This window comes from Sphingomonas sp. ID0503, from assembly GCF_048565625.1.
Lineage (GTDB): Bacteria > Pseudomonadota > Alphaproteobacteria > Sphingomonadales > Sphingomonadaceae > JBLZUR01.
The window spans coordinates 2093691-2116980 of record NZ_JBLZUR010000002.1 but is presented as its reverse complement, the minus strand read 5'-3'; the positions used below and the strand labels follow the sequence as shown (position 1 = coordinate 2116980).

19 protein-coding genes are annotated in these 23290 nt (G+C 66.7%); 7 read left to right on the top strand and 12 right to left on the bottom strand.

The features are described from left to right. Window positions 1-68 precede the first annotated feature (68 nt). Complete coding sequence (gene map, locus ACM608_RS11340) at window positions 69-893, bottom strand: type I methionyl aminopeptidase (RefSeq protein ID WP_419683328.1); 825 nt, start codon at window positions 891-893, stop codon at window positions 69-71. Between the two features lie 98 nt (window positions 894-991). On the opposite strand from map, the gene ACM608_RS11335 reads away from it, so the two are divergent. Then, on the top strand, window positions 992-1750 hold the full coding sequence (locus tag ACM608_RS11335; RefSeq protein WP_419683327.1) for a competence/damage-inducible protein A: 759 nt from the start codon (window positions 992-994) through the stop codon (window positions 1748-1750). 37 nt (window positions 1751-1787) lie between these two features. On the opposite strand, the gene eda is transcribed toward ACM608_RS11335, so the two are convergent. From eda to ACM608_RS11310, 5 genes are all read right to left on the bottom strand, one after another. Beyond that, window positions 1788-2399, bottom strand: coding sequence for a bifunctional 4-hydroxy-2-oxoglutarate aldolase/2-dehydro-3-deoxy-phosphogluconate aldolase (gene eda / locus ACM608_RS11330; protein WP_419683326.1), 612 nt, complete (start codon window positions 2397-2399; stop codon window positions 1788-1790). A 97-nt stretch (window positions 2400-2496) separates the two neighbouring features. After that, on the bottom strand, window positions 2497-4317 hold the full coding sequence (gene edd / locus ACM608_RS11325) for a phosphogluconate dehydratase (protein ID WP_419683325.1): 1821 nt from the start codon (window positions 4315-4317) through the stop codon (window positions 2497-2499). Then, window positions 4314-5015, bottom strand: coding sequence for a 6-phosphogluconolactonase (gene pgl, locus ACM608_RS11320; RefSeq protein WP_419683324.1), 702 nt, complete (start codon window positions 5013-5015; stop codon window positions 4314-4316). Before pgl ends, edd begins: the two co-directional genes overlap by 4 nt. Continuing rightward, complete coding sequence (zwf, locus tag ACM608_RS11315) at window positions 5008-6471, bottom strand: glucose-6-phosphate dehydrogenase (RefSeq protein ID WP_419683323.1); 1464 nt, start codon at window positions 6469-6471, stop codon at window positions 5008-5010. The genes pgl and zwf overlap by 8 nt, the downstream gene beginning before the upstream one ends. Window positions 6472-6640: 169 nt before the next feature. Then, window positions 6641-7510, bottom strand: coding sequence for an aldose 1-epimerase family protein (locus ACM608_RS11310; RefSeq protein ID WP_419683322.1), 870 nt, complete (start codon window positions 7508-7510; stop codon window positions 6641-6643). A 138-nt stretch (window positions 7511-7648) separates the two neighbouring features. Here ACM608_RS11310 and pgi point away from each other — a divergent pair, with 138 nt between their 5' ends. The 5 genes from pgi to ACM608_RS11285 all read left to right on the top strand — a co-directional run bounded on the left by pgi (window position 7649) and on the right by ACM608_RS11285 (window position 13373). Then, window positions 7649-9148 carry a glucose-6-phosphate isomerase gene (gene pgi / locus ACM608_RS11305; RefSeq protein WP_419683321.1) on the top strand — a complete coding sequence of 500 codons (1500 nt, stop codon included), beginning with the start codon at window positions 7649-7651 and terminating at the stop codon, window positions 9146-9148. A gap of 350 nt (window positions 9149-9498) precedes the next feature. Continuing rightward, window positions 9499-10842, top strand: a complete 1344-nt coding sequence (gene gorA / locus ACM608_RS11300; RefSeq protein WP_419683320.1) for a glutathione-disulfide reductase — start codon at window positions 9499-9501, stop codon at window positions 10840-10842. A gap of 44 nt (window positions 10843-10886) precedes the next feature. Next, the gene (locus ACM608_RS11295; RefSeq protein ID WP_419683319.1) at window positions 10887-11885 is read left to right on the top strand and encodes a GDP-mannose 4,6-dehydratase; all 999 of its coding nucleotides are present in this window, start codon (window positions 10887-10889) and stop codon (window positions 11883-11885) included. Next, the gene (galE, locus tag ACM608_RS11290) at window positions 11882-12892 is read left to right on the top strand and encodes a UDP-glucose 4-epimerase GalE (RefSeq protein ID WP_419683318.1); all 1011 of its coding nucleotides are present in this window, start codon (window positions 11882-11884) and stop codon (window positions 12890-12892) included. Before ACM608_RS11295 ends, galE begins: the two co-directional genes overlap by 4 nt. A 67-nt stretch (window positions 12893-12959) precedes the next feature. Then, a complete protein-coding gene (locus ACM608_RS11285) occupies window positions 12960-13373 on the top strand; it encodes a DUF6165 family protein (RefSeq protein WP_419683317.1) in 414 nt (137 codons plus the stop codon). On the opposite strand, the gene ACM608_RS11280 is transcribed toward ACM608_RS11285, so the two are convergent. From ACM608_RS11280 to ACM608_RS11265, 4 genes are read right to left on the bottom strand one after another with little or no spacing between them, the layout of a single operon-like run. Next, a complete protein-coding gene (locus tag ACM608_RS11280; protein WP_419683316.1) occupies window positions 13358-14959 on the bottom strand; it encodes a hypothetical protein in 1602 nt (533 codons plus the stop codon). The genes ACM608_RS11285 and ACM608_RS11280 overlap by 16 nt on opposite strands. After that, window positions 14956-16113, bottom strand: a complete 1158-nt coding sequence (locus tag ACM608_RS11275; protein ID WP_419683315.1) for a cytidylyltransferase domain-containing protein — start codon at window positions 16111-16113, stop codon at window positions 14956-14958. Before ACM608_RS11275 ends, ACM608_RS11280 begins: the two co-directional genes overlap by 4 nt. 1 nt (window position 16114) lies before the next feature. Next, a complete protein-coding gene (locus tag ACM608_RS11270) occupies window positions 16115-16990 on the bottom strand; it encodes an N-acetylneuraminate synthase family protein (RefSeq protein WP_419683314.1) in 876 nt (291 codons plus the stop codon). Window positions 16991-17032: 42 nt separating this feature from the next. After that, complete coding sequence (locus ACM608_RS11265; RefSeq protein WP_419683313.1) at window positions 17033-18568, bottom strand: glycosyltransferase family 2 protein; 1536 nt, start codon at window positions 18566-18568, stop codon at window positions 17033-17035. A gap of 77 nt (window positions 18569-18645) precedes the next feature. Between ACM608_RS11265 and ACM608_RS11260 the strand changes: the two genes are divergently transcribed. Further along, a complete protein-coding gene (locus ACM608_RS11260) occupies window positions 18646-20250 on the top strand; it encodes a glycosyltransferase family 29 protein (protein ID WP_419683312.1) in 1605 nt (534 codons plus the stop codon). On the opposite strand, the gene ACM608_RS11255 is transcribed toward ACM608_RS11260, so the two are convergent. Both ACM608_RS11255 and ACM608_RS11250 read right to left on the bottom strand, forming a co-directional pair. Continuing rightward, window positions 20247-21425, bottom strand: a complete 1179-nt coding sequence (locus tag ACM608_RS11255) for a hypothetical protein (RefSeq protein ID WP_419683311.1) — start codon at window positions 21423-21425, stop codon at window positions 20247-20249. The two genes, ACM608_RS11260 and ACM608_RS11255, sit on opposite strands and share 4 nt — an antisense overlap. Beyond that, window positions 21422-23287 (bottom strand): glycosyltransferase, encoded by a 1866-nt coding sequence (locus ACM608_RS11250; RefSeq protein WP_419683310.1) that lies wholly within the window; start codon window positions 23285-23287, stop codon window positions 21422-21424. Before ACM608_RS11250 ends, ACM608_RS11255 begins: the two co-directional genes overlap by 4 nt. Window positions 23288-23290 lie beyond the last annotated feature (3 nt).

The following is a 23290-nucleotide window of genomic DNA, read 5'->3' as shown; positions in this document are numbered from 1 at the left end:
CGCCGTCTTCGCGGCGACCCCTCCACCATCCTTCGGATGGTCCCCCTCCCCAGCTTCGCTAGGGAGAATTATGCGTAAGGCGGCCGATCCAAGCCCGCCAAGCTCTTCGTGAAGATCTCGCACCCGTCCTCGGTGATCCCCACCGAATGCTCGAACTGAGCGGAAAGCGACCGGTCGCGCGTCACCGCCGTCCAGCCGTCGTCGAGGATCTTCGCGTCCGGCCGCCCGATGTTGATCATCGGCTCGATCGTGAAGAACATGCCGGGCTTCAGCTCCGGCCCGGTGCCCGCCTTGCCGGCATGGACCACGTCCGGCGCATCATGGAACACGCGCCCTACGCCATGGCCGCAGAAATCGCGCACAACGCTGTAGCGCTGCCGCTCCGCATGGGTCTGGATCGCGTGGCTGATGTCGCCCAGCCGATTGCCCGGCTTCGCCTGCTCGATCCCCAGCATCAGGCACTCATAGGTCGTGTCGACCAGCTTCTTCGCCTTCACGCCGACATCGCCCAGCAGGTACATCCGGCTGGTGTCGCCGTGCCAGCCGTCGAGGATCACCGTCACGTCGATATTGGCGATGTCGCCGTCCTTGAACGTCCGCTCGGACGGGATGCCGTGGCAAATAACGTGGTTGATCGAGATGCAGGTCGTCTTAGTATAGCCCCGATAGCCGAGGCAGGCGGGCAGGCCACCCGCGCGGACGATGTGCTCATAGGCGATCCGGTCGATCTCGTCGGTCGAAACGCCCACCTTCACATGCGGCACCAGCGCGTCGAGCACTTCCGCCGCCAGCCGCCCGGCCCGCCGCATTCCTTCGAAGCCGTCCGGGCCGTAGAGCTTGATGGCGTGGGTACGCGAGGGCGCGGCGGTGTCGGCGAGGACGTATTCGGTCATGAGCGCGATATAGTCCTCCCTTCCCACGCCGTCACCCCACCGCCGTTCGCGATGCTTGGGGACTGTCCGCCCGTCCTGCACCGCGCTATGCCCGCTCCATGACCAGCACGCGCATCTACACGGCCGCCCTGATGGTGATCGGCGACGAAATCCTGTCCGGCCGCACGCAGGACAAGAACATCGCGCAGCTCGCGACCTGGCTGAACGTCCAGGGTATCCGCCTGAAGGAGGTGCGGGTCGTCGCCGACGACATGGCCGCGATTGGCGAGGCCCTGAACAGCCTGCGCGCGGCGCACAATTACCTCTTCACCACTGGCGGGATCGGCCCGACGCATGACGACATTACCGTGGACGCGGTCGCGGCGGCACTGGGCGTGCCGGTGGTGGTGCACCCAAAGGCGCGCGCCGTGCTAGAGGGCTATTATGCGGCGCGCGGCGGCCTGACCGACGCCCGCCTGCGCATGGCGCGGGTGCCTGAGGGCGCGAGCCTGATCGAGAACCGCATGTCGGGCGCGCCGGGCATCCGCTACGACAACATCTTCATTCTGGCGGGCGTGCCGCACATCGCCCAGATGATGCTGGACGCGCTGACCGGCACGCTGGAGGGCGGCCTGCCCGTCCTCTCCCGCACCGTCGGCGCCTTTGCGCCGGAAAGCGAGATCGCCGATCTGCTGCGCGAGACCGAGCGCGCGCATGAAGGCTGCCAGATCGGGAGCTATCCGTTCTTCAACCAGGGCCGGGTCGGCGCGAACTTCGTTTGCCGGTCGGTGGACGCGACGGCGCTTGACGCTTGTGTGGGCGCGGTCACCGAAGGGCTGAAGGCGCTCGGCTACGAAACGGTCGAAGGCGGCATCTAGCCGCGCAGCGCCCTCTAGAAGAATGAGCTGATTGCGCTTACGCGCGTAGAGCGGCGGCTTCCTTCGCCAGCGCAGTGATCGTTGCCTTGTCCACCGGTCCCTTCGGCACCAGCCAGCTGCCGCCGACGCATTTAACCGCCGGCACCGCCAGCCAGTCGCGCGCATTGCCCGCATTGACCCCGCCCGTCGGGCAGAACCGCGCCTCAAAGAACGGCGCTGCGAGGGCGGTCAGCGCGGGGATGCCGCCATTCGCCTCCGCCGGGAAGAACTTGAAGCGGGTGAGGCCGAGGTCCATGCCGCGCATGATGTCGCTGCCGCTCGCCACGCCGGGCAGGTACGGAACGCCTGCCGCCAGTACCGCCTTCGTCAGCCCCTCGGTCAGGCCGGGCGAGACGATGAACTGCGCGCCCGCGTCGAGTGCCTGCCGCAGCTGGTTCTCGTTGATGACGGTCCCCGCGCCGACCACCGCGCCCTCGACCTTCGCCATCTCCTGCATCGCCTCGATCGCGGCGGGGGTGCGGAGGGTCACTTCCAGCGCACGAATGCCGCCCGCGACCAGCGCCTCGGCGATCGGCCGGGCGTCGGCGGCGTCGTTGATGACCAGCACCGGGATCACGGGGGCGAGGGTCATCACATCGTCGGTGGTCATCGTCATATCCTTACGCCCGTTCGCACTGAGCTTGTCGAAGTGCCCGCACTACCGTGCCGCTGGGGCTTCGACAGGCTCAGCCCGAACGGCTGGTTTTCTATAATCCCGCCAAAGCCAGCATCGCCGATCCGCCTTCTTCCGCGGTCGAAACGCCATGCCGCATCAGCGCGAACAACTCGCGGCCGGTGCCGGCGCGGAACTCCGGCGCTTTCGCCAGGTCGCGCAATTCCCACTCGGCCTGCGGGACCAGCGCATCGATCGTTCCGTTCGCCGCATCCACACGCACCACATCACCATCGCGAAGCCGCGCGACGGGCCCGCCGCCCAGAGCCTCGGGCGATAGGTGGATCGCCGCCGGCACCTTGCCGCTCGCGCCCGACATCCGCCCGTCGGTCACCAGCGCGACCTTGAACCCACGGTCCTGCAACACGCCGAGCGCCGGGGTCAGCTTATGCAACTCCGGCATTCCGTTCGCACCCGGACCCTGGAAGCGGACGACAACGACGACATCGCGCTCCAACTCCTTGTTCTTGAATGCGGCGAGCACCTCGTCCTGATCGGAGAACACCCGCGCCGCGGCCTCGACGATCCAGCGCTCCTCCTCGACCGCCGAGATCTTCATCACGCAGCGGCCGAGATTACCCTGGAGGAGGCGCATCCCGCCCTCCGGTTGGAAGGGGTCGGCATGGGGGCGCAGCACCGTCGTGTCGCGCGCCACCGGCACAGCGGCCCAGGCGAGCTTGTCCCCCTCCAGCACAGGCTCCTTGGCGTAATCCGAGAAGTCGCCATGCACGGTCAGGATGTCGCCGTGCAGGAACCCGCCATCGAGGAGCGTGCCGATCGTATAGGCCGTGCCGCCCGCCTCGCGATAGGCGTTCACGTCGTCCGGCCCGTTCGGATAGACCCGCGCGATCAACGGCACCGCCGCCGACAGTTCGGCGAAATCGTCCCAGTCGATGATGATCCCCGCCGCCCGGGCCATCGCCGGCAAATGGATAGCATGGTTCGTCGATCCGCCGGTCGCCAGCAGGGCGACGCACGCGTTGACGATCGCCTTCTCGTCCACACAGCGGCCGAGCGGACGGTAATCGTCGCCGTTCCGGCCGATCTGGGCCAGCCGGTGCACGGCCGCGCGGGTCAGTTCCTGGCGCAGCTTGGTGCCCGGATTGATGAACGCCGCCGACGGGATGTGCAGGCCCATCGCTTCCATCATCACCTGGTTCGAATTAGCCGTGCCATAGAAGGTGCAGGTGCCCTTGGTGTGATAGCTCGCGATCTCGGACTTGAGCAGTTCCGCCTCACCGACCTTGCCCTCGGCATAGAGCTGGCGGACGCGGACCTTCTCCTTGTTCGGAACGCCCGAAGGCATCGGGCCGCCCGGCACCAGAATCGTCGGCAGGTGGCCGAAGCGCAGCGCGCCGATCACGAGGCCCGGCACGATCTTGTCGCAGATGCCGAGCAGCGCCGCGCCCTCGTACATGCCGTGGCTGAGCGCCACGATCGTTGAGAGCGCGATGGTGTCGCGGCTGAACAGCGACAACTCCATGCCCGGCTGCCCCTGCGTCACACCGTCGCACATCGCCGGCACGCCGCCGGCCACCTGCGCGGTGGCGCCCACCTCGCGCGCGAAGACCTTCATCTGCTCGGGATATTGCCGATAGGTCGCGTGGGCCGACAGCATATCGTTATAGGCCGTGACGATGCCGATGTTCATCGCCTTAGGTCGCTCGATCATCGCGTCGCGGTCCTCCTCCGTGCCCGCGAAGCCGTGGGCGAGGTTGCCGCAGGCGAGGCGCGGGCGATCGACACCGCTGTCAGCTTCGCGCGCGATCAGATCGAGATAGTCGCGCCGCCGGTCCGCCGATCGCTCGACGATGCGGCGGGTCACCTTCTCGACGACGGGATGGACCATGCTCACGCGCTCCAGTGAATGTCGATCGGCAGCTCGCAATCGGCCAGTACGCGGCCGATCGGCGTCGTGGCGGAAGCGCCCTGCTCGATCGCCTGTTCCAGTACCTCGCGCTTGTCCTGCCCGGTGATCATCATCGCCAGCGAGCGGGAGGAGAGGATCGCCGATTTGGTCAGCGTAACGCGGGGCACCGCCGCGTCCTTGGGCATCGGGTCCGGCATGACGCCGATCGCGCGGCGCGTCTTCGGCCCGTTCAGCGCCTCGTCGAAATCCGGTCCGGGGAAGATCGAGGCGGTGTGCCCGTCCGCACCCATGCCGAGAAGGACGAGATCCGGCGGCCAGCTGAGATCCGCCAGTCGCGCATCCGCCGCCTTGCCCGCCGCCTTATAGTCGTCGTTGGTCGATCCGATCGGCAGGACGCGTGCGCCCAAAGGCATGAAGATCCGCGCAAGCATCGCCACGTTCGACAAGGGGCTGTCGATCGGCACCAGCCGGTCGTCGGTCGGCACGATGACGACGTTCTTCCACTTCAGCTTGGCCTTGGCGAGCTTCTCATAGGCCTTCACCGGGGTCTTGCCGCCGGACAGCGCGATCAGCGCCTGATCCCGCGCGTCGAGTGCGCTCTCGATGATGAAGCCGATGTCGCCGGCCACCGCCTCATTCAGCTCGGCGGCGTCGTCATAGTCCCACCATTCGGCTTCAATCATTCCAATGCACTCCGTCGCGTTCGGTCAGGGCGATCGCCGCCGCCGGACCCCAGGTCCCCGCAGGATACGGTTTGGGCGTGACTTGGTTCATCGCCCAACCCTTTCTGATCCCGTCGATCCAGGCCCATTGCGCCTCGACCTCGTCGCGGCGCACGAACAAGGTGGGGTCGCCTTCCAGCAAATCCAGCAGCAGGCGTTCATAGGCGATGCGCTTGCGGCTGCCGGCGAAGGCGGTTGTCAGGGAAAGGTCCAGCGGCACCTCGCGCAGGTCGATCCCCTCGCGGTCAAGGCCGGGGACTTTGGCCATGACGTGCATGCTGACCGACTCCTCCGGCTGCAGCTTGATGACCAGCCGGTTCCTGTGCAGCCGCCCGCCGCGATCCTTGAAGATCGAATGCGGCACCGACTTGAACTGGATCACGATCTCCGACGTGCGGACGGGCAGGCGCTTGCCGGTGCGCAGGTAGAAGGGGACACCCGCCCAGCGCCAGTTGTCGACATGCGCGCGGATCGCCACGAAGGTCTCGGTGTCGGACGTCTTGCCCAGTTCCTCGATATATCCAGGCGCACCCGCACCGCCCGCCACGCCCGCCGCATACTGGCCCGTCACGGTGTCGTCGCGCGCGCTGGTGGTGATCGGGCGGAGCGCGCTCAGCACCTTCACCTTCTCGTTGCGGATCGCCGTCGCGTCGAAGCGGGCAGGGGCCTCCATCGCGACGAGGGCGAGCAGCTGGAGCATGTGGTTCTGCACCATGTCGCGCAGCGCGCCGGAGCCGTCGTAATATCCCGCGCGGCCCTCCAGCCCGACCGTTTCGCCGATGGTGATCTGGACATAGTCGATGCCGGCATTGTTCCACAGCGGCTCGAACATCAGATTGCCGAAGCGGAGGACGAGCAGGTTCTGCACCGTCTCCTTGCCGAGGTAATGGTCGATCCGGAACGTCCGCTCCTCCGGGAAGGCGGAGAGCGCGGCGTCGTTCACCTCCCGGCTGCTGGCGAGATCGGTGCCGAGCGGCTTTTCGAGGGCCAGGCGGACATCGTCGCCGGTCAGCCCCGCCTGCTTCAGCCCGTCGATCGTGGAGGCGAATAGGCTGGGCGCGGTGGACAGGAAGATGGCAAGGCCGCGGTCCTTCGCGACGGGCTTCACCGCCTTGGCGAGTTCGTCGAAGTGGTCGGGCTGCGATGCGTCGACGGGCACGTAGCGGAGACGGGGCAGGAAGCTCGCGACGGCTTCGTCGTTCAGTCGATCCGCGCTGACATGCTTCTTCAGCGCCTCGGCCGCGAACTGGCGAAACTCCTCGTCCGACATCGGGCTACGCGCCGTGCCGAAGATGGTGAGGTCATCGGGCACCAGCTTGTCGGCATGGAGGCCGTAGAGCGAGGGGAGGAGCATCCGCTGCGACAGGTCGCCCGTCGCGCCGAAGAGGAGGAGGGATCCGAACGCGCTGCCCATCATGTCTCCTCCAAGCCGTCCAGCGCCCTCTAGGAGCGGGCCATTCTCGACGCAACTGAAGAATATGGCAGCGCTGTCAACGCTTCAACGCCGTTCGCCCTGAGCTTGTCGAGGGCCAGAGATGACCGCCGCACCGGGGCTTCGACAAGCTCAGCCCGAACGGCTGTGGCTGTCAGGAAACCAATGTGACACTCATCCCGAACCGCCGCGTCTCGCCGGGCGCGATCTCGACCACCCCCGGCTTGTCGCGGAACTCTCCCGTGAAGCCGACCGGATCGGCATGGCCCTGCCAGGGCTCCACGCAGACGAACCCCGCCCCCGGCTTCGACCAGATCGCCAGCGACGGCATGTCCGGCCAGTCGATCCGTAACTGCGGCCCGCCCTCGACGCCGTAGAGGAGCGAGCGGTTGGCAGGCGTCGGCATCACCACTGCGTCGGTAACAAACAGCGCGTCATCGAGGCGTAGCACGCGATCATTCACCGGGTTCGGCGCGGTCGGTGGCAGCAACAGCCCGCCTTCGACTGCCATGACCGGATCGCGCTCCTCCCGCTCGAACACCATCCGGTGCTCGCCACGCGGCGCGCCATAAGGCAGCGGCCAGGCGAAGGCGGGGTGGAAGCCGAAGCTGCACGGCAAGGACTCGTCGCCTTCGTTGGTTACTTCACCAATCGTGGTCAGCGTCGCGCCCTCGATCGCGTGGATCACGTCCAGCCGGAAATCGAAGGGGTAGACCGCCCGCGTTCCCTCATCCGCCTCCAGCCGGAACCGCGCCGAGGTGTCCGTCCGATCCACCAGCGCAAAGGTCCGCCGCCGCGCAAAACCGTGCTGCGACAGGGCGTACTCCCGGCCATCGACCCGGTACACGCCCCCGTTCAGCGCCCCGACGATCGGGAACAGCACCGGTGCACGCCCGCTCCAGAACGCCGGATCTCCCGACCACAGCAGATCGCGCCCCTCGGGATCGCGCAAGACCTGCAACTCCGCGCCCAGCGGGGAGATGGTGGCGGACAGGGCAGCGCTGGCGATCGTGATCTCGGTCATGGCACCCCTATGCCTGCTTTCGTCACCCCAGCGAAGGCTGGGATCGCTCACCATCTGCGCGATGCCAGCCTCCGCTGGCATGACGGGGCGGGAGCGGCTACGATGCTGCACCACAGCAAAAGCCGAAGAGGTCATGGCGTGACGCAGACGGACGGGATCTGGAAGGACATCGTGGCGGCGGAGCGGCCGACGCTCATTGATCTGTTCAAGGCCGAGCCGGACCGCCTGTCCAACTTCGTCTTCGAAGAGGCAGGCCTCCGCTTCGACTTCGCCAAGACCCACCTCACCAAGCCGCTGATCGCCAAGTTCGCCGAGATCCTGAAGGCCGGCGGCTTCGATGCTGCCCGCGACGCGCTCTTCTCCGGCGCGGTGGTCAACCCGACCGAAGGGCGCGCCGCCGAGCACACCGCCGAGCGAGGGCAGGGCGCGCCCGAGAGCGTCGACCGCGCCAAGGCCTATCACGCCCGCATGCGCGCGCTGATCGACGCGATCGAGGCGGACGCGATGGGCCCGATCCGCCACGTCCTCCACATCGGCATCGGCGGCTCGGCGCTCGGCCCCAAGCTGCTGGTCGACGCCCTCGGCCGCGAATCGGACCGCTACGATGTCGAGATCGTCTCCAACGTGGATGGCGCCGCGCTCGAACAGGCGCTCAAGCGCTTCGATCCCGCCGCGACCCTGATCGCCATCGCATCGAAGACCTTCACCACCAGCGAGACCATGCTCAACGCCCGCTCCGCCCTCGCCTGGATGGCGGAGGGCGGTGTCGAGGATCCCTACGGCCAGGTCATCGCCCTCACCGCCGCGCCGGAAAAGGCGATCGAGTTCGGCGTGGACGAGACCCGCATCCTCCCCTTCGCCGAGTCGGTCGGCGGCCGTTACTCGCTTTGGTCCTCGATCGGCTTCCCCGCGGCGATCGCACTCGGCTGGGACGCGTTCGAGGAACTGCTGGAGGGCGCGGGCGCGATGGACCGCCACTTCCGCTACGCCGCCCCGGAGGAGAACATCCCCGTCCTCGCCGCCTTCATCGACTATTATTACGCGATCGTCCGTGGTGCGCAGACCCGCGCGATCTTCGCCTATGACGAACGGCTCGCGCTGCTCCCCTTCTACCTCCAGCAGTTGGAGATGGAATCGAACGGCAAGCGGGTAACCGTCGAAGGTGATCCCGTCCCCATTTCCGCGCCGATCACCTGGGGCGGCGTCGGCACCGACGCGCAGCACGCCGTTTTCCAGCTCCTCCATCAGGGCACCCACCTCGTCCCCGTCGAGTTCATCGCCGCGATCGAGCCAGGCCATGTGCTCGATGAGGGGCATCACAAGGCGCTCCTTACCAACTGCTTCGCCCAAGGCGCGGCGCTGATGGCCGGCAAGGCCTCCGACGATCCCGCCCGCTCCTACCCCGGCGACCGGCCGAGCAGCACGATCCTGATGGACGAGCTGACTCCCGCCCGCTTGGGCGCGCTGATCGCCTTCTACGAGCACCGCGTCTTCGCCGGCGCCAAGCTGATCGGCATCAACCCCTTCGACCAGTTCGGCGTGGAATTGGGCAAGGAAATCGCCAAGTCGATCGAGAGCGGCGGCGCGACCGAGTTCGATCCCTCCACCAAGGCGCTGATCGAGCGCGCGTTCGGGTAACCTTATCCTCCCCCGCCAGGGGGAGGTGGCAGGCGTAGCCTGACGGAGGGGGAGGACAGGAAGTCCGAGGTCTCCGCCGCCCGCCCCCTCCGTCGCCTGGCGGCGCCACCTCCCCCTTGCGGGGGAGGATCGTCGTTGTCCTTCCAATGTAGGACTTCTTCTGCAAGCTGGTCGCATGACCACCTCCCGCCACATCCTCGCACGCTCAGCCGGAACGTCTGCGAGGGACGATTCCCGGCGTTACGTAGTGACAACTTGGCAAACTTCCGCGCCCGAATCGGGCGTGCGCGGCGGTTGACGCGGCACCGCCCACACCTCATGTCCCGGCATCATTTCAGCAGGCGGACCCCATGGCCGAATACGACTACGACCTCTTCGTCATCGGCGCCGGCTCGGGCGGCGTTCGCGCCAGCCGCATCGCGGCGGCCCACGGGGCGAAGGTCGCCGTTGCGGAGGAGTACCGGGTCGGCGGCACCTGCGTCATCCGGGGCTGCGTGCCGAAGAAGATGCTCGTCTACGGCGCGCACTTCGCCGAGGACATCATCGACGCAAAACGCTTCGGCTGGGAGATCGACGGCTGCAGGTTCAACTGGTCGACGCTCCGCGACAACGTCCTCAACGACGTCAAGCGGCTAGAGGGCCTCTACAACAACACGCTGACCAGCCACGGCGTCGAGGTGATCCACGCCCGCGCCATCGTCACCGGCCCGCACTCGGTGTCGCTCGGCAAGGGGCAGGAGGTCACCGCCAAGTACATCCTGATCGCGACCGGGGCCTGGCCGCAGCGGCCCGAATGCGAGGGCGCGGAACTCGGCATCACCTCCAACGAGGCGTTCCATCTGCCGGAGGTGCCGAGGCGCATCGTGATCGCCGGTGGCGGCTATATCGCCAATGAATTCGCCGGGATCTTCAACCAGTTCGGAGCCGAGGTGACGATCGCCAATCGCGGTGCCACCATCCTGCGCGGCTATGACGAGCAGATCCGCGATCGCCTTCTCCAGATCTCGATGACCAAGGGCATCCAGTTTATCTTCAACGCACCCTTCGAAAAGGTCGTGAAGAACGGGGACGGATCGCTGACCGTCCATGCCGGCGGCAAGACGATCGAGACCGACTGCCTGCTCTTCGCCACCGGCCGCGTGCCGCACACCAGGGGCCTGGGCCTGGAAACCGCAGGTGTCGAACTGGACGATCAGGGCGCGATCAAGGTCGATGAGGACAGCAAGTCGACCTGTGACAGCATCTATGCGGTCGGCGACGTCACCAACCGGGTCCAGCTCACCCCGGTCGCCATCCGGGAGGGGCAGGCCTTTGCCGATACCGTGTTCGGCAACAAGCCCTGGCGCGTCGACTACAACTGCATTCCCTCGGCGGTGTTCAGCCATCCGCCGATGGCGGGGGTGGGCATGACGGAGGCGCAGGCCAAGAACAAGCTCGGCACCGTCCGCACCTACACCTCGGACTTCCGCGCGATGAAGAACGTGCTGGCGGGGCGGGAGGAGCGCTCGCTCTACAAGATGGTGGTGGATGCTACGACCGACCAGGTGGTGGGCATCCACATGATCGGGCCGGACGCGCCGGAAATTCTGCAGGTCGCCGCCGTCGCCGTGAAGGCTGGGCTGACCAAGCAGGCATTCGACGATACGGTTGCGCTCCACCCGTCGATGGCGGAGGAATTGGTGCTCCTGAAATAGTTCGGCGGCAGAACGAGGGGCGAGCGTCTGGGGGGAAAGCGTAGATGACGGTTCTGGTCACCGGCGTCGCCGGGTTCATCGGCTTCCATACTGCCGCGCGGCTCCTCGCGCGCGGGGACCACGTGCTCGGCGTCGATGTCGTGAACGACTATTACGATCCGCGCCTGAAGGAGGCCCGGCTTGCCAAGCTGGCGGCGGACCATGGTGATCGGTTCGACTTCGTCCGGGTGGACTTCGCGGTGGCGGAGGCGCTCGAAGCCGCGCTGGCCGGCCGCGACTTCGACCGCATCGTCCATCTCGGCGCGCAGGCGGGGGTCCGCTACTCGATCGAGAACCCCCGCGCCTACGTCCATTCCAACATCGTCGGCCATGTAAACCTGCTGGAGCTGGCGCGGAACCGCGGCTCATTGCCGATGGTCTACGCGTCCTCCTCATCGGTCTATGGCGGCAACAAGAACCTGCCCTTCCGCGTCGAGGATCGCGTCGATCACCCGCTCTCGCTCTACGCCGCCAGCAAGAAGGCGGATGAGTTGATGAGCGAGACCTATGCCCATCTCTACCGCGTGCCGCTCACCGGCCTCCGCTTCTTCACGGTCTACGGCCCGTGGGGCCGGCCGGACATGGCCATGTGGCTTTTCGCCGACGCGATCCTGTCGGGCCGCCCGGTGCCGGTCTTCAACCACGGCAAGATGCGCCGCGACTTCACCTATATCGACGATATCGTCACGGGCGTGGTCGCCAGCCTCGACAATCCGCCGCCGGATGACGGTGAGGAGAAGGCGGGCGGCAGCTTTGCCCCGCATCGGCTCTATAACATCGGCAACAACCGGTCGGAGGATCTGATGCGGATGATCGGCCTGATCGAGGCGGAGCTCGGTAAGAAGGCGGAGCTGAACCTCCTGCCGATGCAGCCTGGCGACGTGCCCGAAAGCAGCGCCGATATCAGCGCGATCAGCCGCGATCTCGGCTTCGCGCCGACCACCCCGATCGACATCGGCATCCCCAACTTCCTCCGCTGGTACAAGGAGTATCACGGCCTGTGAGCGACCGTTTCCCCGTCCTCGTGACCGGCGGTGCCGGCTATATCGGCAGCCATGCGGTGCTCGCGCTGCTCGACGCCGGCTGGTCGGTCGTCGTCATCGACAATCTCACCACCGGCTTCCGCTGGGCCGTGCCGGACAGCGCCACCTTCGTCTCCGGCGACATTGCCGACCAGACCCTCATTGAGGCAACGATCGCGGCGCATGGCGTGAAGGCGATCATGCATTTCGCCGGATCGATCATCGTACCAGAGTCGGTCGAACAGCCCCTCAAATACTACCTCAACAACACGGTGAAGAGCCGCGCCCTCATCGAAAGCGCGGTGAAGACCGGCGTGCGCCACTTCATCTTCTCCTCGACCGCCGCGACCTATGGCGTGCCGGAGGTGGTGCCGATCCGCGAGGATGCGCCGACGCGGCCGATCAACCCCTATGGCACCTCGAAGCTGATGACCGAGATGATGCTGCGCGACACGGCGGCGGCCCACTCCTTCAACTACTGCGCCCTCCGCTACTTCAACGTGGCGGGTGCCGATCCGAGGGGGCGTTCGGGCCAATCGACGCTCGGCGCGACCCACCTCATCAAGGTCGGCGTAGAAGCCGCGATCGGCAAGCGCGGCCATGTGTCTGTTTTCGGCACCGACTTTGCGACGGAGGATGGCACCGGCGTCCGCGACTATATCCACGTCAGCGACCTTGCCGATGCGCATGTGAAGGCGCTTGAGGGACTGGTCGCCGCTCCGGATGAGAACCACGTCTTCAACTGCGGCTATGGCCACGGCTATTCGGTGCTGCAGGTGCTGGACGCGGTCGATCGTGTCACCAACCTGTCGATCGACCGCCGTATCGAAGGCCGCCGCGCCGGCGATCCCGATGCGCTCGTCGCGGACAGTAGCGCCCTGAAAGCGCGGTTCGGGTGGGCGCCGGTTCGTGACGATCTCGACGGAATCGTCGCCGATGCACTCGCTTGGGAACGGAAACTTCAGGAGTTGGGGATTAATCCCGCATGAGGGTTGATCCCGGATTCATCTTCGCGCAGGGCGCGCGGATATCGCGGGGAAGGCAAGAGGTTAGGCTGTGAACAGCGAAGCAAGTCCGACGCATGGTCTGGCGACGCCGGTGGTGCCGGTGTCCTGGGGTGACCTGTTCGACAAGATCACGATCCTCGAGATCAAGGAGGAGAAGCTGGAGGCGGTGCGCGCCCTGGCCAATGTGCGGCGGGAGCTGGAGCTGCTGCGCCAGTTCACCGACGCCATCGAGCATGAGGATCTCGCCGATCTTATCGCCGACCTGAAGGCGGTGAATGCCCAGCTTTGGCAGATCGAGGACGACATCCGCGAGAAGGAGCGGGAGAAGGACTTCACCGAGGAGTTCACCACGCTCGCCCGCGCCGTCTACATCCAGAACGACCGTCGCGCCGGCCTGAAGCGCCGGATCAATCTCCTGCTCGGCTCCGAACTCGCTGAGGAAAAGTCCTACAAGGCGTACTGATCGACAGCGATGCCGCGCCGACGCAACCCGTCGGCAACGCATCGATGGGCGTAGCCGGTGCGCTCGTCACCGACCGGGGGAGGGGGCAGGACGATCCGCTTGGCCCCCAGTGCCACCGCGGCCGGCACGCCCAGCGTCAGCAGGTCGGAACGGGCGTCGTCCAGAAAGCCGGTCGGGTCGGGATCATAGCGGCCGGTGCGGTCCACATAGCGGCGGAACGGATCCTCGATCAGCAGCCAGTCCAGCGTCACCCCGTCCAGATCGAGCATGTTCAGGTACTCGCGGAAATAGAACGGCGCCCAGAGCCGCGGCGGCTTTGCCTGAGCCCGGACGCGGGGCAAGAGGTGCTCCGGCAAATGCGGCGCAAAGCTGTTCCACCCGCCCATCATCTCGGGACGGAGGATCAGGTGGTCAGCCTGGGCAACACCCACGTCCGCAAGGGCGATCGTCTCGCAATCGGCCATCGCCTGCTCGGCCCGTTCGACGAGAACGCAGGTCTCCGACTTGCCCCGGGCCGGGCGAGGCAGGGCCCGGAACTCCGACAGCCGGGCCCGCGAAGCATGCCGCCGCTGCACATCCCGCCATAGGTGCGGATGCGGGGCGGGTGATGTGTCGTGATCGGTCATAGCCTTCGGCAGATAGGTCGGCTCGTCCCAAGGCTTCGGCCCGGTGAAATGAAGGATCGATACAGCCTCCGCGTTGCCGCCCAGCCATCGGGCCAGGTACTTCGAATTGCAGTTGAGGTTCAGCGGCGCCCAGCTCTTCGGTTTGTCCTTGAGGTACAGGTTCCAGATCTTCTGGTCGGCGAAATGGTCCAGCGCCGCGCAGTCGGTCGTGGCGGCGAAGCGGCGGACTGTCTCTTGCATTGCGGCGAACGCGGCAGGCCCGGTCTCCTCACCCGGAACGCTGATGACCCCGCTGTTGAGCACCAGATCGCCTGTCGCGGGGGAGCGGATGGCATAAGGCCGCTCGCCGCAATCCGCGCAGACGACGAACCCCTCCCGCTGCCACAAGGGTGCAAGGCCGCCGAGAACCAGCATGTCGGCGTCGAGGAGGATCAGCCGGTTGTAGCCCTCCAGTTCCAGCGCCATGACGTTCATGTACCCGATCGCCCCGATGCGGCGGTGGTTGGGGGAGGTCTCCGGAACGCTCCCCATCCAGCTCATGTCCGGTATCGAGAAGATGAGCCGTTCGTGCACCAGCCTGAGCCGTTGTTGCAGGAAGTCGGTAAGCGACCCATCGTGGAAGACGTGGATATCGGAATCGAGGTTCGGGTAGACCGCTTTCATCGACCGAAGCAGCGCACCTAGCCCGGGAGCAAAGCGGGCCGTCGCCACCACGACGAAGGCGACGCCGGGCGGCGGTGGATCGGTGGGCAGCGGTGAAGCCTCGTAGGGCGGCAACTCTCCCTCCGCCCAGCCCGCCCGTTCGCGGAAGGCATCCATCAGGTGGAACCCGCCGTTCCTGGCGAGATTGGTCAGGGCGGCAAGTCGCTCGCGGAGTTCGTCGCGCTGGTTCCGGACCTTGTTGAGCTTGTCGCGCAGCAGCCTGTCCGCGCCGATCATGCGCCGGATCCCGGCGATCATCCCCGTGCCGCCAGGATCAGGTCGCAGATCTCACGCACCGCCCCGTCACCGCCGCGCCTTTCAAGCACCATCGTCGCAGCCCGGAGCGCCTCAGGATGAGCATCGACTGGTGCGCAGGAAACGCCAACCGCTGCCATGCACTCGATGTCGTTCACGTCATTCCCGACATAGGCGATGTCGGACAGCGGTATTCCCTCTGCCACACCCCAGTCGCGAAGTGCCGTCAGCTTGTCGCGGCAGCCGTGTATGACCGGCACCTGCAGCTTCTCCGCCCGTCGTCGCACCACCGCATTTGCCTCGCGGGAGAGGATCAGGACGGGTACGCCCGCCGCCTTCAGCATCTCAATCCCTAGGCCGTCACGGCGAGACACCCGGACTGACTCGGTTCCATCCTCCGACACGATCGCACAATCGTCGGTGTGCACGCCGTCGAAATCGGTGACCAGCGCCCGAACCCCGGAAAGACTCGGAATAGTCAGTTCTGCCCGCGTCGCCGCGATCGCCCGAACGAGAGCCAGATCGGCCGCATCGTCGATCTCCACGGCGGGCGCGTCGCTCTGAACCAGAGCCACGTTGCCGCAGAAGCGATGACCGGTTTGCCGGAACGCCGCCATCCGCATGGCGTAGCCCGCACCGGTTTCGCGGAATGCGGGCTCCAGATCCTGCCGCCGCTGGCGGGGGCAGGTGGGATCGTGATTGACGCCGACCCCTCGTCCGGCGTCCCGGCGCCAGAGGAAGCCGTGATCGGCACGGACGATCACGGCGCTGTCGTAAGCCGCGTCATCCAGTGCCGTTACCAACGCATCCACCTCGACCGGCGTGGTGAACGGCGACGTGCATTGCAGCATCACCACCACGCCATCTGCGGTAGAGATCGAATCCAGCGCATGGAGCACAGCAGCTTCGGACGATGCCTCGTCGCCGGAGATGGCGGCCGGACGATCAAGCGCCGTCACGCCGGCCTCTTTCGCCAGCGCCAGGATCGCCGGATCGTCACTCGACACAATGACGCAATCGATTCGGCTTGCCGCCTGCGCAGCGCGGATCGTGCGGAGGACAAGGGGGACGCCGTCCAGCGGCGCCAGGTTCTTGCCCGGCAGCCCCTTTGATCCGCCGCGGGCGGGAATGACCGCAATCGCGCGAGGCGCATCCATCTCAGGCTGCGGCCTCGTCCACCCGTTGCCATTTGAGCTTGCGGCGCTGCTCAATCTCGACGGGGAGAAGGTCCGAGGACTTGTAGCTGAGCGCGCGGCTCACCGCTGCCACATCGCGGACAAGCCGGCGAAGGCCGTCCGGCTCCAGGCTGGCGGCGTGGTCGGTTCCCTTCCAGGTCCGGTCGAGCGTGAAGTGCCGCTCGATCCACTCGGCGCCGAGCGCCACGGCGCCGACATCCGCGGCGATGCCAAGATGATGACCGGAAAAGCCGATCGCCTTAACCCGGCCGTCGTAGCGGTCCTTCAGCGCGGTGATCTCGCGCAGGCAGATGTCATCGAACGAGACCGGATAAGCGGAGGTGCAAGCGTAGAGCACGACGTCGCGTGCCCGATCGCGCACCTCATAGAAGTGCACGATCTCCTCCACCTCTTCGCGCGTGGTCATGCCCACGGACAGGTGGATCTCCCCGCCATAATTCCGTGCGAGCCAGTCCTGCATTGCCCAGTTGAGGTTGCTGGCAGAGGGAATCTTGAGAAGGGATGGGGCGAGCGCCGCCATCTGCCTCGCGGAGGTCAGATCCCAGACCGACGTCGAGTAGCCTATGCCCTCGGCAGCACAATGCGCCTGCAGTTCCTGGTGCTGCTCGGGGGTGAATTCGAGCTTCTCGCGATGCTCTCCGTAAGTGGCACCATAGGCATTCGCGGGCACAGGATGCGGGCCGGCATATTGCTCCGCCGTCAGGAGTTCACGGTTGCTGCGCTTCTGGAACTTCGCCACGTCCGCCTTGCAGACCCGCGCAGCGACCGTGACCATCTCCTTGGCAACGGCCAGATCGCCCATGTGGTTGCAGCCGATTTCGGCGATGACTTGAACCATGCCAGCTTCGTAGACCCTGTTGCCGGGCAACGCCAGAGAGGGTCAATCGCGCGCGTCGAACCAGTCCGCCACGCCGGCGAGATCGACGCGCATGGAAGGCGGAACGTCGTAGATGTAGGCGGCCGGGCAGGGCGGAAGGGGGAGGGTGCCCGAGGCCATCCTGGCCGGATAGCTGGCGGTCCACGCCTGCTTGTAAGCGGAGCGGACGGGCGAATGATGTTCCCGGTCGAGCGCGAGCGGCCCTGCGGCGGTGATCGAGATCGGGCGTATGAAACCGATCGCGAGCGGCGCATCGATCGTTGCGACAGCTTCGTTGGGAAGGGTCAGGTCGATGCGGCGGGACAGCTCGAAATCGGCGTCGGCGCGCACGGCATCGAACCAGCCGATGCGGGGAAAGGCATCGGTGCGGATGAACAGGGAGGAGGGATTGACGTGCAGGAAGCTGCGGGTCCAGCGCCGCAGCGAGAGGGATCCGTCGGGCAGCATGCGGACCCATTTGGACTTGGTGACCATCAGCCTTTCGTCCGCAACCATCATGGCCAGATGGCGCGCGATGCGTTCCGGATGGCTCCAGTCGTCGGAGTCGTGGAAGGTGACGAACTCACCTTTGGCCTGCGCGATCGCGCGGTTGCGAGAGAGGTAGGTGCCGATGTTGCTGCGGTTCCGGAGAACGCGGACGCGGGGATCGGCGTCGGCGATCTGCATCGCGATCTCTGCCGTGGGATCCGTACTCAGATCATCGACGATGAGGATTTCCAGATTGCCGTGGGTTTGCTGCTGAAGCGATGCCACGGCGCCCGTCAGGGTGGCGGCTGCATTGTGAGCGGTCACGATGAGGGTGACGAGCGGGCCGTCCGCATGTTGCTCCAGCCCCTCGGGATTGAGGATCGCGTCGGCGGTATATTCGCCGGTCTTCGGGAGCGTGGGTGCTGCCAAGCCATAGGTGCGGAATGCATCCGCGATGGCTTCTTCATGTGATGTCCGATCACGGCCAGCGGCGACGGTTGCCCGGGCGAAGGTTCCCTCGGCTGAGGTGTCGTCCAGGTGGATCAGCTTAGCGGCCGCGTCGGGTCCCTCCAGCTCCAGCGTCAGGATCAGTGTCAGGAGTCGGTAGCCGTGGTTCGGCTCGGCCACGCCCCGCAACGTCTCCAACGCGCGCGCAGGGTCTGCGTGGCGGAGAAGGTTGGCGGTGATCAACTGAAGGCTACGTGGCGAGATCAGACCCTCGGATCGTGCTTCAGCAAGCGTTTCGAGTGCCCGGTGATGGTGCCCCAGCTTCGCGAGAGCGACGGCGCGTTTCTCAAGAGCGAAGCGACGGATCGGACTCGGCTGGCGCGGTGTGAGCCAGGCCTCGGAAAGCGGCAGCACGACCTCGGGCATCAGATAATCGACGGCAATCAAGAGGCGAGCGAAGTTCCGGACGGCAGCGTCAGTGCCTGCCGAGGCCGTAAACATGGCACGGTGGTTCCCGTCCTTGCGGGCGGAGAGAAGCGCCGCGAGTTCAGGGAAGACATCTTGGCGGGACGGACGACGGGCGGGGAGAAGCCGGCGGAGGAGATGGAGTGCGCTTCGTCCCACTCATACTTTGATAGGCGGCGCGGAGCGCGCGGGCAATCAAGGTTGATGGCGGTGGAGAACGCACCCTATGGCGAGCCATGCCCTTGGTTCTCGTCCGCGCCCTGACCGGTCTTCGTGCGCTGCTGGGGCGGCGTGCGCCCCCGGACCTGCTCGCGAGCGCCGAGCAGGAGACGGCGGCACTTCCGCCGTGGGTTCGTTGGGCGGTGTGGCGACGGGTCTACGCGCAGCGACCGACGGCGGCAGTTGCGATCCGCTATGCGCGCGCACTCGTGGAGGGGCTCCGCTATGAAGAGGCGTTCGCGGTGCTCGACGCGGCAAAAGCGGACCCTGGGGTGCGTCGGGCGCGGGTTCGGCTGCTGGAGCGGACGGGGGCGCTGACGGCGGCGGCGGAGATGGCCGAGGAGCCGGGAGAGATCGTCCGGCTGTCCCGGGAAGCGGGGCTGCCGGTGCTCGCTGAGACGGTGCAGTACAGACGAGAACGCGTGGAGGATTCCCGCGCCGAAGCCGCTGCGCTGATCGTCGCCAACCGGCATGGCGAGGCCGTCGAGAAGCTTGCCGCTGTGTTCGCGAAGACGGGTAAGGCCAATGACCTGTCCGGCTATCTGAACGCCGTCCTGCTCTCGGGCGATGTAGCGGCAGGAGGAGGCCTCGCGCGGGAGGGCGCCCGGCGCTTTCCGCAGGATCCGCGCTTTCCCCGCAAGCTCGCGCAACTCGCCGAGCGCGAAGGCGAGTGGGAGGCGGCGACTTTGGCCTATCGCGCGGCGCATGGCCTCGACCCTGCGAGCGCGGTGGAGCGATGCGGGATCGCACGAACCTTGGCGATGGCGGGCGAACTTGCGGCTGCACGGCGTTGGCTGGATGTGCAGTCCGACGACGATCTCTCCTTCTGGGTCGAGCCGATGCGCGCCTTTATCGCAATGCGCGCCGGGCAGGAGCGGATCGCGCGGGCGGCGCTGGACCGCGCCTATGGAAAGGGCGAGGTGATCCTTTCGGCTTACCGGGCGGCGAGGGCAGCGGGCGAGGTCTACCTGCTCGACGGTGTCACCTTACGGCACCCGCTTGAGCGCTATCGCCGATCCGCGGACCTTTTCGATGAGATCCTGAGGGGGCTGCAGGGCGGATCGGTGGCGCTGGTCGGCAACTCCCCCAAGCTGCGGGGAGAGGGGTTGGGCCCGACCATCGATGCGCATGGCAGTGTCGTCCGGATCAACGATTTCCGCCTGGCCGGCTTCGAACCGGATGTGGGACGGCGCACCGACATCTGGTTGTCCTCGGCAAACCGGCAGGCGGAACCCGATCCGGACGGGGTCGCTGGCGCGAAGTCGATTCTGATCCAGAGCCATGCATTGCACGTTCCCGAGTTGCCCGCCTTCGCGATGGGCCGGATGCGGCTGAACCTTGGCCCGGAGCAGGCGTGTTTTCTGCCGCCCTTCTTGCACCGCCTTTCCGACGCTCTCCTCTACCCCGTGCCGACGACGGGCATGCGGGCGCTCCTGATGCTGGAGTTCGTTATGCAGACCCCGTTCCGAGCGTTGGGCTTCGACTTCTTCGAAAGTGCCGAAATGCACTATTTCGATCGGGGACCGACGCGCCATCGCGTCGGCGAGAGCCACGCAATCGCCTTCGAGCGGGCGTTCGCGGCCGAGGTCCTCGGCACGATCGGCCGCTTCGTACGATTCTAGGCCTCGGCGATCTCAGCCATTTGCGGGAGCGGCGGGATCGGTGCCGCTGGGCCGAACTTGACGAAGCGACGGTAGATGCTGCCGGCGGTATCCAACTCGAAGCTCAGGCCGGTCCGAGCGGCGCTGTCCATCAGGTGCCCGAACATCGCCTGGATAGCCGGATGGGCATGCGGATACGCCGGCGTCGGAAGTCCGTCGAAGTAGATCGGCATCATCGAATGGGCGTGGGTCTTCACATGAACCGCACCATCACGCACCACCGCGCCATCGATCAGCCCCTGCGCCCATCCCGCCGGATCGTTGGACAGTTCATCGAAGCGTCCGCCGACGGTGTCGAGCGAGCAGAGCGCGCTTGAAAGCTGGCTGGACCAGATGAAGAAGCGCCGGCGCGCCTTCTGGCCCACCGCCTTTTCGGGCGCGGCGAGCGGATCGTCATAGCCCTTCGGAGCCGCCACAGGATTGCAGAGGTATGGAGCCTCCTGAGCCGGGTTGCAGTGCGTGCGGGGCGCAGGGAAGGTGAAGTCGCCGACACAGCCGAACTTCTGCAGGATCTCGATCTCACGATCGATGCAGCAATAGTCGCGGTCGGACCCGTTCAGCGACCACATGCCATGCACGAACATCCACCGCCTAAGTCGCTGCTTGGACAGCGCCCGGAAGAGGCGGAGGGTCAGGCCGAGGTAGAGTTCGAAGCGCGCCTCATCCATTTCCGGGGTGGAACGATGGGTCAGGAAGTCGCGGAAGGGTTCGTTCTCCGGCCGCTCGGGCGATGTCGAGTACCAGTCGTTGCGGGTGAACCGCTCGTGGTGGATGTGGACCTGCAACTCATGCCCGCCATCCACGATGGCCCGTAGAGCCTCACGCAGAAAACGATGTTGCGGCCTGCGGAGGCGTGGGATGTAGATCTCGTCGCCGGGCAGGCCGCGCGATCCGGGCCGCGGCTGGGGCGAGGCCGTCAGGGGGGACTTCATAAACAGCGTCAGGCGGCGAGCATAAGGGAACGCCTTCATCGCTTCCACGAAGCGCAGCACGTCGTCGGTGTTGCCGCGATCGAGTCCGTTCCGGCCGTTGCCCCAGCGCCAAGGTTCGAAATGGTCGCAGTGGAAATAGCTGATCCGCGTCACCCCCGCCTCGTCGCGGAGGCGGGACAGCATGTCATCGAGAGTGCTGGTCATGCGGCGTAGAGCTTGCGGAGTTCCGACACGTATCGTCCCATTGAGAAGGCGCTCGCGGCATGGATCTTTGCCGCCATGCCCGCCTCGGCCAGAGCCGCCGGATCGCCGAGCCATTCGACGACCGTCCGCGCCAGTCCGGCGGGGTCGTTAGACGGCACGAGCGCGCCTGTCACGCCCTCCACGATCGTCTCCCCGGTTCCGCCCGCCGCGAAGGCGACGAGCGGGACGCCTGCGAGTTGCGCTTCGATCGCCGCGCTCGGCAGGCCTTCGCTCCGCGAGGTCATCATCGCGATGTCCATTGCGGCGAGGGGCATGGCGATGTCGGTGACCCGGCCGGGCAGGCGGAAGCGGGAGGTGAGCTGTGCCTGGGCGATTGCCTCGCGAGCCTCGCCGAGGAGCGGGCCGCTACCGGCCATGACGAAATGTGCACCGGGGATCGCGGCCGCGATTTGGGCGGCGGCCTCGATCCAGAGGAGCGGCTGCTTGACCTCCGCGAAGCGGGTTAGCGTGCCGATGACGGGCACGTCCGGAGGGATGCGGAGGTGAGCGCGAGCGGCCGCACGATTATCGGCTGTGAAAGGCGGAAAGCCATTGTGGAGACAGTGAAAGCGAGGGGAATGCGCGACGCCCCACCAGTCCGCATAGTCGCGAGCGGCGGCGTCCGAGCAGAAGACCAGCCTGATCTCCGGACGGTCGATCAGATGGCGGTAGCAGGCCGGCCAACTCGCCGACTGACGCGCCTCGTCGGCATCGCGGGTCGGGCGCATGTGGTGGAAGTGAATGACGATGCGGGGGCACCCGGCGAGGAGCGCTGCGAAGGAGCCGATCAGGCCGAGTTGATCGTTCCAGATGTGGACGACGCGGGGGCGCATGGCGGTGATGGCGTCGTACGCGCCTTGTGCGCGGCGCGCCCAGGAGACCGGGAGAGCGTGGATCGCCCGGTGCGTGACCCTGGAGGAGGCGAGCGGGCGGATGGCGGTCTCGTCCAATCCGGTCTGGGACAGGAAGAACGGGTCGGTCGTGTCGTCGAGCAGGAGATCGACCGGCGTCTCCTTCCGCAACTCCGCGATGGACGCAGCGAGGACACGCTCCATGCCGCCGGCGCGGAGCGAGTTGCCGATCATCAGGATGCGGTCCTCTGGCGCATAGAGCGGGCGATCGCCGATGAAGCGGTCGAGCATCGCGAAGGCGCCGGCGGGCGCGTCATCGGCGGCATCTACATTGAGGAAGCTGGCGGTACGCGGGTCGGATCGGTCGAGGAGGCCGAAGTCCCATGCTTCCTGAACGAGGTCGCGGTCGCTGGCGTAGCGTCCTCGCCGGATCGCGTAATGCGCCACCTCGGCCAGCATCGCCGGGCCGATCTGGCCGCCGCGCTTCAGCCCTCCGCGATAAGCAGCGATCGCCTCATCGATGCGTTCGAGCTTGCGGAGGCGGCGCGCGCGCATCCGCCATGTTTCGGCATCATCGACCGCCAACGCCTCGAAACGGGCTTCGGCCAGATCGCGCAACGGTGGGCATGCCATCCAGACCGCCTGGGCGTCAGCCGGGTCCGATGTGTTCTCAAGGACGGCGCGGCCGAAAGCGATCGCCCGTGCCGGATCGGCGTTCGCTAGGTAAAGGCTGACGAACTGGCGGAAAAGGCGGCGGCTGCGCGGGTGGCCGATTCGGCCGGCGTCGAGCAGGTCGAGCGAGACCGCTGCGGGCAGATCCTCTGCCGCCTCTGCGATCAGGCGGGCAGGGATGCGACCCGCGCGCGCCAGTATCAGGAGGTGCCGGCGGATTTGCGACCGCTCCGCCTGAACCAGCCACTCACCCTCCGGTGCGAGGCGCCGGAGATGGCGGCGGGCAAGCGGTGCCCGCAAGAC

Coding starts and splice junctions, on each gene's coding strand:
- map (WP_419683328.1), bottom strand. CDS start 893: ATGACCGAATACGTCCTCGCCGACACCGCCGCGCCCTCGCGTACCCAC.
- ACM608_RS11335 (WP_419683327.1), top strand. CDS start 992: ATGACCAGCACGCGCATCTACACGGCCGCCCTGATGGTGATCGGCGAC.
- eda (WP_419683326.1), bottom strand. CDS start 2,399: ATGACCACCGACGATGTGATGACCCTCGCCCCCGTGATCCCGGTGCTG.
- pgl (WP_419683324.1), bottom strand. CDS start 5,015: ATGATTGAAGCCGAATGGTGGGACTATGACGACGCCGCCGAGCTGAAT.
- zwf (WP_419683323.1), bottom strand. CDS start 6,471: ATGATGGGCAGCGCGTTCGGATCCCTCCTCCTCTTCGGCGCGACGGGC.
- ACM608_RS11310 (WP_419683322.1), bottom strand. CDS start 7,510: ATGACCGAGATCACGATCGCCAGCGCTGCCCTGTCCGCCACCATCTCC.
- gorA (WP_419683320.1), top strand. CDS start 9,499: ATGGCCGAATACGACTACGACCTCTTCGTCATCGGCGCCGGCTCGGGC.
- ACM608_RS11295 (WP_419683319.1), top strand. CDS start 10,887: ATGACGGTTCTGGTCACCGGCGTCGCCGGGTTCATCGGCTTCCATACT.
- ACM608_RS11280 (WP_419683316.1), bottom strand. CDS start 14,959: ATGATCGCCGGGATCCGGCGCATGATCGGCGCGGACAGGCTGCTGCGC.
- ACM608_RS11275 (WP_419683315.1), bottom strand. CDS start 16,113: ATGGATGCGCCTCGCGCGATTGCGGTCATTCCCGCCCGCGGCGGATCA.
- ACM608_RS11270 (WP_419683314.1), bottom strand. CDS start 16,990: ATGGTTCAAGTCATCGCCGAAATCGGCTGCAACCACATGGGCGATCTG.
- ACM608_RS11260 (WP_419683312.1), top strand. CDS start 18,646: ATGCCCTTGGTTCTCGTCCGCGCCCTGACCGGTCTTCGTGCGCTGCTG.
- ACM608_RS11255 (WP_419683311.1), bottom strand. CDS start 21,425: ATGACCAGCACTCTCGATGACATGCTGTCCCGCCTCCGCGACGAGGCG.